The organism is Lysinibacillus sp. RS11 (genome assembly GCF_042019215.1).
Taxonomy (GTDB): Bacteria; Bacillota; Bacilli; order Bacillales_A; family Planococcaceae; genus Lysinibacillus; species Lysinibacillus xylanilyticus_A.
In genome coordinates this window covers 3,089,781-3,104,342 of the sequence record NZ_CP168124.1, presented here as the reverse complement: position 1 = coordinate 3,104,342, position 14,562 = coordinate 3,089,781, and the positions used below count along the sequence as shown (strand labels likewise).

Annotated in this window: 9 protein-coding genes and 1 pseudogene; 9 read left to right on the top strand and 1 reads right to left on the bottom strand. The window is 30.1% G+C overall.

What is annotated here, in order from left to right:
- Nucleotides 1-44: 44 nt before the first annotated feature.
- From AB9L17_RS15985 to AB9L17_RS15960, 6 genes are all read left to right on the top strand, one after another.
- Nucleotides 45-1,370 carry a tyrosine-type recombinase/integrase gene (locus AB9L17_RS15985; protein ID WP_375199444.1) on the top strand — a complete coding sequence of 442 codons (1,326 nt, stop codon included), beginning with the start codon at nucleotides 45-47 and terminating at the stop codon, nucleotides 1,368-1,370.
- A 2-nt stretch (nucleotides 1,371-1,372) separates the two neighbouring features.
- Complete coding sequence (locus tag AB9L17_RS15980) at nucleotides 1,373-3,496, top strand: site-specific integrase (RefSeq protein WP_068983524.1); 2,124 nt, start codon at nucleotides 1,373-1,375, stop codon at nucleotides 3,494-3,496.
- The gene (locus AB9L17_RS15975) at nucleotides 3,462-3,938 is read left to right on the top strand and encodes a hypothetical protein (RefSeq protein ID WP_083226911.1); all 477 of its coding nucleotides are present in this window, start codon (nucleotides 3,462-3,464) and stop codon (nucleotides 3,936-3,938) included. Before AB9L17_RS15980 ends, AB9L17_RS15975 begins: the two co-directional genes overlap by 35 nt.
- A gap of 596 nt (nucleotides 3,939-4,534) precedes the next feature.
- Nucleotides 4,535-5,563, top strand: coding sequence for a hypothetical protein (locus tag AB9L17_RS15970; protein WP_068983523.1), 1,029 nt, complete (start codon nucleotides 4,535-4,537; stop codon nucleotides 5,561-5,563).
- Entirely contained in the window at nucleotides 5,560-7,179 is a 1,620-nt protein-coding gene (locus AB9L17_RS15965; RefSeq protein WP_068983522.1) for a hypothetical protein, read from the top strand. The genes AB9L17_RS15970 and AB9L17_RS15965 overlap by 4 nt, the downstream gene beginning before the upstream one ends.
- Before the next feature lie 288 nt (nucleotides 7,180-7,467).
- The gene (locus tag AB9L17_RS15960; RefSeq protein ID WP_068983521.1) at nucleotides 7,468-9,423 is read left to right on the top strand and encodes a hypothetical protein; all 1,956 of its coding nucleotides are present in this window, start codon (nucleotides 7,468-7,470) and stop codon (nucleotides 9,421-9,423) included.
- Nucleotides 9,424-9,911: 488 nt separating this feature from the next.
- Here AB9L17_RS15960 and AB9L17_RS15955 read toward each other — a convergent pair whose 3' ends face one another.
- On the bottom strand, nucleotides 9,912-10,790 hold the full coding sequence (locus tag AB9L17_RS15955) for an excinuclease ABC subunit C (RefSeq protein ID WP_254660116.1): 879 nt from the start codon (nucleotides 10,788-10,790) through the stop codon (nucleotides 9,912-9,914).
- Between the two features lie 583 nt (nucleotides 10,791-11,373).
- Between AB9L17_RS15955 and AB9L17_RS15950 the strand changes: the two genes are divergently transcribed.
- From AB9L17_RS15950 to comGB, 3 genes and pseudogenes are all read left to right on the top strand, one after another.
- A complete protein-coding gene (locus tag AB9L17_RS15950) occupies nucleotides 11,374-12,474 on the top strand; it encodes a hypothetical protein (RefSeq protein WP_068983520.1) in 1,101 nt (366 codons plus the stop codon).
- Between the two features lie 261 nt (nucleotides 12,475-12,735).
- Nucleotides 12,736-13,509: pseudogene (locus AB9L17_RS15945) on the top strand (ATPase, T2SS/T4P/T4SS family); the annotation flags it as partial.
- Nucleotides 13,487-14,560, top strand: a complete 1,074-nt coding sequence (gene comGB / locus AB9L17_RS15940) for a competence type IV pilus assembly protein ComGB (RefSeq protein WP_068983519.1) — start codon at nucleotides 13,487-13,489, stop codon at nucleotides 14,558-14,560. The pseudogene AB9L17_RS15945 and the gene comGB, both read left to right, overlap by 23 nt.
- Nucleotides 14,561-14,562: the final 2 nt, after the last annotated feature.

The following is a 14,562-nucleotide window of genomic DNA, read 5'->3' as shown; positions in this document are numbered from 1 at the left end:
AATAAATAGAGCTAGAACTTACGTTCTTTATGAGGTGATACTTTATGTATTGGTACGCATTAAAACCCAAAGGTGTTAAGAGCAAATATGAATTGTTAGTATTTAAAAACGATATAGTTTTTATGCCATTGACAATATATTTTGATTATATATCAAAAAAAAATTCAAAAAGTTCTGCAAATACATATTTGAATAAGTTAATACCCTTTTTTAACTGGCTAATTGAAAAAGGTATGTATCGGGGAGAAAAAGTAAAATGGGATTCAGAACCAGACGGATTAAGAGCGGTAATAGAAGATTATTTAACACATGAAATGTTTTGTAAAGTTAGGGAGAAAGAGAGTTTTAATATTGTAAATTTAACAAAAAAAAGCCCAAATACTATAAAGGTCTTTCTATCAGCTTTTAAATCCTTCTATAACTGTTTAATTCGATTAGAGTATTATAAATACACAAATCCTTTAATAGATAGTTTTGCAAAATTAAATCCTAACTATAGCGAAGGAGTACGTGAAAATAAACCTAGGTTACCAGAAATATCGGGTACAGAAGAAGAAATTAAGTACCGTAGGCTTACAAACTCATATTTTAAAGTTGTTAATGAAGAATGGGAGCCTCAGATTATAGATGATTCTACTTTACCATATCAAGTATATAATGCTTTAAAGAATTCAAATGTTCCGTTGGTTATTGTTATCGTAACAAGAATGTTGTTTGAAACAGGGGCGAGAGTTAGTGAAATTATTGAATTAACTATAGGTGATTTTAGAGCAAGAAGAAGTTTTCAGGAGGCAGTTACCTTTAACAAGGGTAGCTTCGGAAAAAGAATTAAATTTATTAGATTTAGTAAAGAAACTGTAAAGCTATTAAAACAATATGTTGAAGGACAACGAAAAACACTAGATAAAAATAGTTTAGGATTTGAAACTTTACCAGACAATGCTCCAATGTTTTTAAATTCTAAGGGTTGTCCTTTAAAATATCATACTTGGTATTACCATTGGACCAAATCTTTGAAAGAAAATAAATTAGCTATAAATCCACATAAAACACGCCATTGGTTTGTTACAACACGTTTGAGGGAGATTTATAGTATTTCTAAAAACGACGCTGAGATTGACATAAGAAAGAACGAATTGATTAACTATATGAAATGGCGTAACAAAGATACTATTTATGTATATGAACATTATTTTGATGAGTTAAGGCATCGGGAAGCACATGATAAGATGCTTGAAGATATGCAAAATAAAGAAAGAGAATTTAATAAAAATCCAAATATTAAAGCTGCTAAATTAATTGAACATTTAACTCCAATGACAGTTGAATTGGACGAGGATTTAAAAGATTTATTAGAAGGGCTAGATTAAATATGAAATATCCGCAATCAGAATGGTATATAGACTGGGAAAAATATATTGATAAAAATATTTTACATTTAAAAAATCTTAATAATGAATTTTTAATTGATAAATTAGGTGATTCGGTAGTAAAATTCATTACAAAAAATTGTTTACAAGTAAAATGGAGTCATCATCTTATTTTAATGGCATTAATTAGATTAGATAAAAATACTGTTGAGAGAACAATATTAGAAAGATTAAAAATGTTACATCGTAATTTTAAATTGTTTTTCTCTGACCTAAATCTAGAGAGTTTTAATGATGAAAAGTTTGAGCAAACCCTTTATAAATATTATAGCGAAGAAATTTATTTAGATCATACTTCTAATAAGAGAACGGATTTCCTAAAAGCTTATACTTCATCTTCATTATTAATGAAAAAATGGGTTGAAAGTAAGTTTGATTCAGAGAAATTAAAAGAATTTCAAAACTATATGCTACCTGTTTTTTACTATAGGAGAACAGAATTTAAAATTAGAGGTAAAGCCGAGCAAAAAGCAAGAACAAAAAGAAAAGCAGAAACAGATGCAATTGTACCCTACTTACCACAATTACGTGTCAAAGCTAATTTTAGATGGAATCAAATTAATCGTTTATATCAAACTTATAAAAAAGTACTTTCAAATGCTTTAGAAACGGAACTATCTTTTCCAGTTGAATTTTCATATGACGAACCAGAACATATAAACGAAACTCATTATTTTAGATTATGGAGTAAGCGTTCCTTTATACTTAATAATTCAGAAAAGTTTAGTCGTAGTGTTTTAACTTCAGTAAGATTAGGACTAGATTGTTATTCTGCTGAAAAAGATAGTTATTTTGTAGAATACCTTGAAACTAAGTCTACAAATTCTACTGGAGAAATTGAAGGTTTTTGGTTTCAAGAATTGTTGGATTATAGGTTATTTGCACATAAGAGACTAAAACTTGATGATGAAGGTTATGAAGAATCTTTAACTTTTTTAAAATCTATTGGATATTTAGAGAACGGTGGATATTCAAATCCATATCGTTCGTTGCATGAAGGAGTTTTAGCACCACCTAGACTAATTTCGAGTTGGCAATGTAAAGCAGATGGATACTTATTAGATATTGAACCCTTATATGTAAGTTGTACCTTCGGGCTATTAGCAATTGATATTTTAACTACAACAGGTGCAAGGATTAATGAGTTGTTACAAATAAATAATACAAAAGAATGTATTAAAATGAAAAAAGTCAAAGATAAGATATGTTATTCTTTTATGGCTATTCCGAAAGGAAGAGATTTACCTGAAGAATATTATATTTCTAAACAAACAATGAGCATATTACAAATAGTTGCAAAGATGTTAAAAGGACAAAACGAAAGTAATATTATCCCCTATGTTGAATATAGAGGAACAAGGAAATATCTGTTTAAAGAAGTAAAGCCATATTATTTTCAATGTAATAATAGAGCTATGCGTGAGGAAAGTACAACCCAATGTATCCGTTTCTTGTTGCATGGATTGTATTTTGAAACGAAAAATGGAGAGCCTGTCACGATAAAATCACATTTATTAAGGCATGCTTTCGCAACAGAAGCACTTCAAAGACAAAAAATCCCTATAGATATTGTAGCAAAACTCCTACATCATAAAAATTTTAATACTACGGCTTATTACTCGGCTCCAACTGACACACAGATTATAGAGTCATTAAATGAATATCACGACATTATATCGAGCTATGTTGACATAGATGATATATACCTAAGAAGTCCAGAATCACTTCAAAGGGAACTAGATGAATACACAGAAAAAGTTGGTGTTTTTAATAAAGTTTTAGGTGGTACTTGTGTGACTGAGTTTGTTTGCCCAACAAAAATGCAATGTTTAGGTTGTAAAGCTAAGATTCCAGAACCGGATCAGGAGGATGAATTGTTAGATGTTATAAAACTATCAACAGATATGCAAAAGAGATTTAATAAAATGGGATTAGAAATTGAAGCTCGTAAAGCAAAAGAAATGATGAAACAAGCAAGGATAGAGTTACAAGAAATTGATTTAATAAAAAAATATCGTGAGGAAAGAAAAATTGAAACACAATACAAACTTAACCCGTTTAGATAAAGATTATCATTGGTTGAAAGATGTCCATAATAAACGTAAAGAACGTTCTATCAAGATAGGTATTGAAACAATTGATTTTTTGGTTAGGGAAGGCATAGCAGTAACTTATAACAATATTCATAAATACTCGAAAAATATTGACCCTGAAGGGAAAGGCATTCATCAAAATACTGTTAGTGAAAATAAAGTATTGTATGAGAAGTACAAAAAATGTAGCAATACATATAAAGTAAATAGCATTCGTAAAAAAACTACACTGCCATCTAAATTCGATGAAACGTCACTAAGGTGCATCTCATTAGAAAGAGATTTAAAGGTTGTAAAAAAGAAATATATGAAGATGTCAAAGGATGAATTGGTAAATAGGTTAATTGAAGTTGAACAATATGTTGCTAAAAATCAGAATCGTTGGATAACGAATCAGTTTGAGGAGTTCAAATAAAATAGGATGGATAGGTTTCTATTCCATCCTAATTAGTTAAAGATATTAGTTAGAGCTATAATGGAGGTTTGTAATTTAGAAAATGAACTAAGAAGCTATATTAAAATTATAATTTTAAATAATCGGCATGAGAAACAAGATGTGGTTAAAATTGAAGAAGGAAGAATCAGTAAACTGTTAAGAGAACGGAATAAGAAAAAGTAAAAGTAAGAAGTAGTTAAGAGGATATCCTTACTGCCTCTTACTTTTATTATTTTATACATATATGAAATTAATAATAAAAAAATCTTTATTTTACCTTTTTGTATTCTTATGAATGTAATATATTGTAATAAAGGGTGTTGAGGGGTATTATATTTAGATAGGTATAGATCTAACTAGATGTGAGACAGCAAATTTTCTTCCAAGAAAATGGTATTACAAACGAGAGAATTTTGAGGCTAAAACATTTTAGTATTTACAAAATTCATCTTCTACAAACGATGAATAATTAGTTTTATAAAAATCATCTCAGTTATAACAATTGAGATGATTTTATCTTATTTTTGTAAATTTATTTTGGATACTAAATTTTTTATCTGAGGTTAGGAGGAATTATGGTTTATACTGTAAAGTCATCTGAAAAATTAAGAGCTGCTGGGGCTGAATATGAAACCAAAGCATTGTTATATTTAATGAACTTTAGAGAAGATAGTGATGATGTACACTATTACATAGTTGACTTTTTTAATGATTTAACCGGGATGTCTCGAATAGGACAAAAAATGTGGGATATTCAATCAAAGGGGGCTAAAAATTCACCTCCTAAAGCTATAGGTAAAGAACTAGTCACATTGTATAAAAATTATTTAAGTGAATTTGAATTTAACTGCTTTATATTATTCATGGGTGGAATTTCAAATTCAGTTCGAATTAATCCAGATTTAAATGTTTTTGAATTGAAAAATATAAAAGAAAGTGCAGTAGTAAAAATCCGAGAAGGTCTTATTGAAGAATGCCAAGCCAAAACCTATATAGATAATAAGGATATAGATGAACAAAAAATTAATGATTTTCTAAGTTTAGTGCAATTTGTTGTTGATGATAAGCCCAATAGTGACTATGTGAAGTCTATAATAAAGACACATGTAAAATTAATACCTAGCCAAGAAATCCTTAATTCAATATTTAATGAAATAAGAGACAAACAGTCGAATAAAAAAAATTCGGTAGTTGAAAACATCACTATTGAAACATGTCATGAAGCATTAAACTATGGCCGTCATTTAACCACAGGAGAAATTAGACTATTAGCTATTGCTAGGATTATTAACAGAGATCCATTTGAAAAAGGAGTTCCTTTAGCCTTCTATAGCATAATTAGTAAGCTTGATGGGGAAAGACAAAAAGATATTATTTTAGAAAGCCAACTCGCATTATCTAAAGCCTTATACAATAAGAATAATGCGGATAATTTTTGGAAGTTGTTTGAAAATGTCTACCATGTGATAATGATAAATCCTAATACAGATGTTAATAAGCTTTATTCTAAGTTGGATCTGGACCTTTTAGAAAGATGTATGGATTTTGATGTTATATCACTGAAGTACTTTATATCTTTGATTAAGGATGGAATAGAATTATGAAAATTAACTTAGTGGCGATTGGAAACGATAAAGAAGCGTTTATTGAAGATAGATTTAATGAAGGAATGAATATAATTTCAAGTAATGATAATAACAAAGGAAAAACGATACTGATACAAGGAATGATGTATGCTCTTGGAAACAAACCAACATTTCCTACAAGTTTTGATTATCAACATTATCATTACATAATAAATTTTAGCTACAAAGGTGAAAGTTATGACATATGTAGATTTAAGAATACATTTATTATAAAAAGTCGTAAGGGATTCTTTATTTTTGAAAATACATCGGAATTTAAAAGATATTGGCATCAAAATATTTTTCCATTGCCAATAATCGAAAAAAATGGTGCTAAAAAAATTGTAGATCCAGTTTTATATTTACAAATATTTTTTGTGGGGCAAGATAAAAAAGAAACCTCAAATATAGTTAATAAAGGGCAATATAACAAAGAAGACTTTATTAAAGCTTTATATAATCTACAGGGATCAGAGGCATCATTTTTATCAATTGAGGAAATAAAAGGAAAGAAAAAAGTAATAGCTAAATTGAAAGAAGAAAAAAAGCTGTTATTAAAACAAAATAAAATTTTAAAATCAGAAAAAAAACCAATTTCTTATTTAAGCAGCGTGAATGATAGAGAAAACTTTAAGAAGAATATCCAGAAAATAGAAACAATAAAAGAAACATTAACAGAGCTTCAAAAGGAACGGAATTTAATATTTAATAGGATGTCGAAATGTGAAGGTACAATAAAGGAATTAAACTCTCTTAACCGTGAAATGGAGAGTGGTAAAGTAGTATGCTTAGATTGTGGCTCTATTCAAATAGGTTACAAGTTAAGTGGGGAAAAATCATATACTTTTGATGTATCTACTCCAAAAATTAGAGCAGATATAATGAATTCAATTAAAAATAAAATAGAAGATTACAAAGAAGAAATTGAACGCATTACAGAGTTAATAGCATTTCAACAAACAAAAATAAATGATCTGCTAGCTGTTGAGAATGTCTCTTTAGAGGCTTTGTTAATATACAAAGAAGACATTTTTAGCGCAGCAGATACGGAGAAGAAAATTCTTGAAATTGAGCGAGAGATTTCCGATTTAAGCTCGGATTTAACAGCTTCTACGGAATTGGAGGAAACTGATAAAGCTAATCAAGTTGCGTTGATTGAATCAATTCTAAAAATAATGAATGAAAAATATAAATTTATAGATCCAGAAGGAAACTTGGAATTTATAAGCCTCTTCACTAAACAAGATGAAGTATTTTCTGGTAGTGAAGAAACAATTTTTCAGTTAGTAAAGATTTATTCTTTAGCAAGCGAACTAAAACATGACTATCCAATTATTGTTGATTCTTTCCGAGCAGAAGATTTATCGTCAGACAAAGAACAAAAGGTTATAGATTTATTTAGTGAGCTTAATAACCAAATAATACTGACTACGACATTAAAGAAAGAAGAATCTGGCAAGTATGATACCCTAGATTTTGACAATATAAATCATATTGATTATACCAGCCATAAACCCAGTAAAATTTTAGATGAAAAATACGTAAATGCCTTTAAACTTATGCTATCAGAATTTGCAATTACATTGACTACCTAATATATGATTATAAGTCTTAATCATAGTTTAAATAGATTTTATAATGATCTATTGGTTAAGTTTTTTTGTAGAGTGATAATCGGGTCATATTGACAAAGTTAGGGTTTTTCTCTAATTAATTTGTATAGACTCTATTTAAATTAACATAGCCTCTTTCCTGAATAAGACCATAATTTTGCGGAAGGAAAAAAGAATTAGTTCGATTATTAAAAATTATATTCGTAATAGATTTTGAATCAACAGAAAACTCCGATTAATTAGGTGCGGAACAGTGGGGAGTAAACTAAATTGGCTCTTACAAATATTGAAAGATTTAATTTTTATAAATATGAAAATGAATTAAAAAAAGGTATAGATAGCTTTAAAGTTTTATTGGATAAGACTTTGAAAGAAAAAGATATAGAACAGGTTTTAAATATACTTAAGGCATCTGGATTGGCTGTGAATATCTTTAACAATTCTAAAAGAAGGCAACAGTTCAAAGAAGTTATTGAGCATATTATTATGCAAATTGAAGGTTCAGATATAGAAAAAATCAGTAATTTATTATCGGAAATAGAATCTATAGAATATTTATTTGAAAGTTTGACTGAGGAAAGAGAAGGGTTTTTTAAAGAATTTGAACAAATCCACGATAGTTACAAAGTGGCAGCTTATTTAATTTCACTAGAATTATATTTAAGTTCATTTAAGGAATCTCATTACAGTGATGAATTAGATATTTCTTCTCAGGTAGAGCTTACAGATATTAATACTAGAGAAGCGTTATTTAACTCGGCAATTGAATCATCAGGAATGATTTTAAAATACTTTAAATTTAAACAGTACGGCTTTAAAGGAATTAAAAGAAATATATCTCCTAAAACATTAAAATCATCTTGGTATCATATATTTTTTAGTGAGTTCTGGAACACTATTAATGAAATTTTGGAGTACTGGCAGTATTCAGATGTAAGTGTTAAAAGAGATAATCAAGGAAAAATACAATTTGAAATTATGGATGAAAATTTTGAACTAAATAACGTTGTCTCTAATGAGAGATTTTTAAATCTTCGTCAAGGGTGGCAGATGGGGAAATTAGGACAACTACAAAATGTATTGGAAACGAGAGAGAAAATTACTGATGACACTCTAAATAATATAGACCACCAATTAGACTATTTATTTGCAGTACAATATTTTGGCGATCCTTTTTTAGAAAAGAAAGTTAATGATATTAAATTAATTGATTGGATCCGTGCATACAGATTATTAACTTCAGAATCTAAAAAATTCTTGAAGGGAAGAGGGAAATTATCGATTTTTAATTTGGATAAGGTTTGTATTTGTAAGCCTAACAGTAAATGGGAAAAGCTTTTTCAACAGAATGGATTTACTAGAGTAGAGTCGAAGGAAATAATTCGAATGTTTACATTTGAAGATAAAAGTCAAGATTTAATAGATTGTCCCTTGATAAAATTTGATGAAAATTTAGTTTTAATACCTTCCTTAACTTCTAATGCTGATCCCTCTAGAGCACTGGCTTCTAACTTTCTTAACCGAAATATTAATTTGGCTTTCAGAGGACCTGAATTTGAGGAAAGAATGAAGGCTTCCCTAGATTTAAAACATCTGAAAAACTCGTCCTTGTATAAAAAAACAAATCAAGAATATGAGTGTGACATTGCTTTTGTATTGGATGATGAGTTGTACTTTATAGAATGTAAAGCTCACATTCAACCTTTTACAGTCAGACAACATGCTAATCATTTATATAAATTATATGAAGAAACCTATCAATTAAACCGAATAGCGGATTTTTACGAAGAAAATATTAATTTTGTAATTGAGCAGTTAGAATTAGAAGCGAATTTTAAACCTAAGAAAGTACACCGAATATTACTAACTACATCGATGATGGGAGCTCCAATTTTTGTTAATGGCGTATATATGGTTGATGAATCTTCTTTAGTGAAGTTTATTAGTCGAAAACCACCTTTACTAAAGTATTTTGATAAAGGTAAATATATTGAAATTCCAAGTACTAAATTTGATATCTATAGAGGGCCATTAGATAATGAAAAATTTTATCAGTATTTGAGTTCTCCACCTCAAATAGAGATTACAAAGGACTTATATCGTAAAACAGAACATTCTTTTGAAATTTTTAATCTTGTAAGGCAGTTCAAAATAAATCAAACAATTCATGTTGGGGTTAATTTATCTGAATCAGAATCGAAGCTCATTAAAAAGCACTTTAGATAATACTAACTTAAATAATGGAGATTGATTGAGGGTAGTTGTAGTTTGACATGGTTGAGAAAATCAAGTCATTTTCTAATCGTAGGGAGTCTTAATTTTGATTAATTGGTCTAAGTGAAAGTCTAATGATAAAAAAACACTTATTAAAGCCTGTTATAAAATTAGATAATAATATTTTTACCCCGTCCTACTATGTAAATTAAAGATAAGTGAGTGTATGTTTTTATTATGAAAATAATAACTTGTCTTTAATGTCACACATAATATAAAAATTAGTGCATCACTTATATATTAGTGGTGTACTTTTTATTTATTTGACCTCTTAAATGACCTCATTTATTTACTTTTTGTAGCTTTTGAATAAAGTTTGATTAAAAAGTTCCCTGTAATCCCTATTTTATTGCAAATAAAAACCATCCTTTTGAAAAAAAGATTGATCAAAAGGATGGTTTATTTGAATTTTATTATCAATTTTTTATAATAAAGTTTGATCATTTCTTATAAATTCTTTTTTTATTAGCCTTTTGATACTCTTTTATCATCCTAACAAAGTTAAGGAGAAAAGGTGGATTGCTTGGCAATACAAGTTCTGAGGATAAAGTCTTGGTGTACTTCATCCTTAGTTTATCATTTGTAAGGGTTGAAAAAATTTCCGTTCCTTTTATCTTATTTAATATTAAGCTCGCAGCTTTTTCGAGGTCATCATTTTTGAAAAAACCTTTATTTATTACATTACCATGTGTTCGATTATAACCACCATATTCAACTGATGCATTATATGCACTTATAGCATTATACTCAAACTCGTCTAGAGTTGAAAATGATGTATTCTCTAAAGGGATTAAACTAATACTAAATTTTTCTCCTAAACGATAATCCTCATATATTTCAGGAAGATTGAATTCAACGCTTAGTGAATACCTAGCCCTATTTTCTGCTGGATTTGTAACAAAGTGCTTATAAGCCCTGCCGAATACTCCTATTGATTGTCCAACGTAATAAATATCTTTTACTAGATTATGTATGATATAAATACCTTCGAAATCCTCAATACCTCGGCTATCTCTTTCTTTTTTATTACCAAGTTTAATCAACTCTTGTGGAGTAAATTTTTCTATTTCTTTACTTAGAGCATCTAACTCTTTTCTCACAATTTCTTTATTTGCATTACGTTCAAACTGTATTTTTTTTAGATGGACATAGGATGGCGATATTGTAAGAGAATCAGCATCGTAACCACTAACAACCTGCCTTATCCAACTTCGTTCATCTTCTGTAAGTGCTTGAACTGATAGTGCTACTGCTCTTTGATAAGCTATTTCTCTTTCTGTGATTACTCGAAGTATTTCTAGGGACTTTTCATTGTCCATCTATTGTCACCCTCGCTTTTTTGTTTATAATTCTAAGAATTCCATTATTTCAAATCCTCATAATTCCCACAAGAAATTTCTTCCTTTTAATAATCCTTTAACGGAACAACTCTATTGTCACCCAACATTTACTTAATCCACTTTTCAACTTCAGATGTTCTTTTCCCTTTAACTATAAAAACACCCCCTTTAGAATATTCCTATCCAAAGAGGCGAAACATCGCAACTTTTTTATAAACGTCGCGACTTTATTCAAAACATCGTGTCTTTTTTATAAATTATCAATCTTTATTTTAAATCAACACTTTTCGCTATAGGTCTGTTTCCTATAGTAAAAACGGGCCATTCAATGGAGTATAGTACCCAGAGATATGAATTCTTTTGATATCGCTAGTATGGACTTTGTGAGATATTTTACTTAAACTATATGACAGCATAGTTAAACAGAATCTTTGTCTCTTTATTATTGTTAGTGAATTGAGCCATGTATGCATAGTTTTGAGCCAGTGATAGTACCTTTCGGACTAGAGAGCCGTTTAACGTAAGAGAATAAAGAAAGTAGATATTAACCGAGGTGGTAGATATGGATTTATTGCAAGTCTCTAGAAGCCAGTTAATCAGTGAAGTATACGAATGTAAAAAAATGATTTACAGATTAATAAACTTACCAAAAAATATTCAATCAAATATCTCAAATTCACTATTACCGTATCTTTCATTGATTGTTGATGGAATTGATAGTCTTTTTCTGATTGAAGATACTGTTGTACTTTCTAGTAAATTTGAAGATATAAATGGAGAGAGTTTTACGAAGCTTATCAAAAAAATAAGAGTAAGTTCCAAATTACTTACTGATAAAAAAAAACTAAGAACTTCAATAGAGATGCTAGATAGTGATATAAAAAAATTTCATCAAGAGTTAATAAAAGGATATACTGAAGAACAATTAGCATATGTAAAAGCATTCGGACAAGACGATTTAGGTGTTTTCTATTATAAAAATAAGCCGTATGCTAACAGCAGTCAAATAAATTTATATATTAAACCATTTAATTCAAGTGTAGGGGAAGTTGGGAAGGATGTATTCAAATTTAGTACACAGGTCGCTATGTACATAAACGAGTTTTGTTCTGTGCTAGAAGGATACACGTCACCACATTTGAAGCGAGAGGATTACATTACTAATTTAGATTGTGAAGACTTCATTTACCAAGATTATATCTACAGCGCAGAAAAACGTAGAAATATTTTTAATAATTTTATGGATGAAAGAGTTTCATTATATTTAATGAATATGCAATGTCAATTAAATTTCGCCCTTTATATTTTAGATTTACTAATAGACGAACATCCACTGAAATACAGAATTCAATTATTGATTTACTATTACTCTGTCCAAGCAATAGGTTTTGCTTCTGAATCAGGCTATTTCGAAGCTCTAGAAGAACAACAAGAAACGATTACCGCAGTAATAGAGACTCATAATAGAATATTTAATTGCAGTACTTTTAGAAATAATCTGTTTCATTATAGGCTTTCTCAGGAGATTACTCCTTCATTGAGCAAAAACTATTTCGAAATTATGGTAGAAACACTAACATCTGAATCTTTAGAAAACCTGTTAACCACCGTTTATAAGGAAATGAATATTGTTGAAAAGTTAATTAAAGAAATTATCTACTAGTATATATTAGTTATTCAATTCAAGAGCGCGATTATTGAAGAAACAAATGATTATTTGTTGTGGTATTAGTGGAGGGAAATTTAATGTTGTAGTAGTTAATGTGGTCATATGGTGCGCAAAAAGGATAGATACAAACAGGTATAATTCCTGTTCATCTATCCTTTTCTTAATACCTATATAATGTGTGACATTATAATTGGATATCTAGTTATCGGGTACTTTAATTAATTTCTTGACTTTTAATAAAACCAAAGTGGCGCCTTCCATAAAGCTATGGAACAAGATCAATATGCCTTCCGTGTCTCTACACTTCCCTCAGTATTTTTAAAAGAAAGTCTAATTATCCGGCTTCTTTTGCAAAATCATACTTTCCCACTTACTTCCCTATCTTATTCCAAGCATGCGGCAGAGATGTTAATGGAACTTGTGAAACACCGACAAGGGCTATTATGTTTCACTGGTGCAACAGGCTCTGGTAAGTCAACCTCTTTGTATTCTTTGATCCATTATTGTTCTTCAGAGTTAAATAGACACGTCATTTCATTAGAGGATCCTGTAGAAAATAATCAGGCTAATCTACTTCAGATTCAGGTGAATGAACGAGCTGGTGTTACATATGCGACAGGCTTAAAGGCTATTTTACGCCACTCACCTGACATTATTATGATTGGAGAAATACGTGATAAAGAGACAGCGAAAATCGCAATCGAGGCTTCGTTAACAGGTCATTTAGTGGTAACGACGATTCATGCCAAGGATTCAGTCAATTGCCTTTATCGATTCATGGACTTAGGCGTTTCAGTAGAAGAACTTCGTCAAACTGTGGTAGGTGTTGTTGCTCAAACACTTTTCCAATCGCCAATTAACCAGGAAGAACGTCGCGCATTGTTTGAAATATTAAGCAACGCTCATCTTCAAAGTGCCCTTCAGGCAATTAAGCAAAAAACTAGCTTTGAGCTACCACATGATGTAACGCTTACAGGTCAAAGAGAATTAATCGAGAGCCAGAACTATGCGAATACAAAAGTTTATTGAGAGAATTCGTTTTGAATATAAAAAGGCGACAATTTGGCAAGTAAAGGAACAAGCTCGTTTTTTTAGTCGATTAAGCGTGCTAATGCAGGAAGGCTATTTATTCCCGCAAGCTATTTCTATTCTATTGCCCCATCATATTAAAGCACATGAAGAAATACAAAAGCTAATCAATGAGAAGCTGAGGCAAGGAGTCGGTGTTTCGGGAGTTCTTGAAGCGTTGCATATTTCAAAACAGCATTTAGTGGCTATTACAGTTGCAGAAAACAATGGCCATATGATTGAGACGCTAAAAGGTGTGGCTAAGCAAATGGCTTTGAGTGAGTCCACAAAGAAAAAATTAATGAAGCTACTCTTGTATCCAATGGTACTCATACTATTTTTGTTGCTGTTGTTTTTAGTATTTCGCACCGTATTTTTTCCCAATATAGAAAAAATGGTGGCAAATCGAACTACCGGCACAGAGGAGACGAGCGTTGCTTTGTCAAAAATACTGTTACATTTTCCTGATGCTCTAATTGTCGTAGCGATAGCAGTAATTTGTAGCATTTTGATTTTTCAGCTTTATCTCAAACGACAACCAATTGCTCACCAGCTAAATATGATCCTAAAAACCCCATTTATTCGGATTTGGGTAAGAATATCTTTGACGAGACAATTTGCTGCGTATTTAGGAAGTCTGCTACAAAGTGGATTTTCTTTACAGGCAAGTCTACAAATTTTAGAGGAGCAGCGACTTCAACCATTTCTCCAATATCTGGCTCGATGTATAAAGGAACGTGTTGTTTTCGGTGATACGTTAACACAAGCTGTAAATTTGATGGCAGTTTGGCAGAAGGATTTCTCGACATTTGTTGAGCATGGAGAAAACAGTGGCTATTTAGGGAAAGAGCTAATATTGTATAGCGAATTATTGACAGAAAAGCAGGAGCAGCTATTGCATAAAATCCTTGCGTTTGTGCAGCCGAGCTTTTTTATCATTATTGCACTGTGCATAGTTGCCGCATATGTCAGTTTATTATTACCAATATATAACATGATTGAACTAGTTTAGGA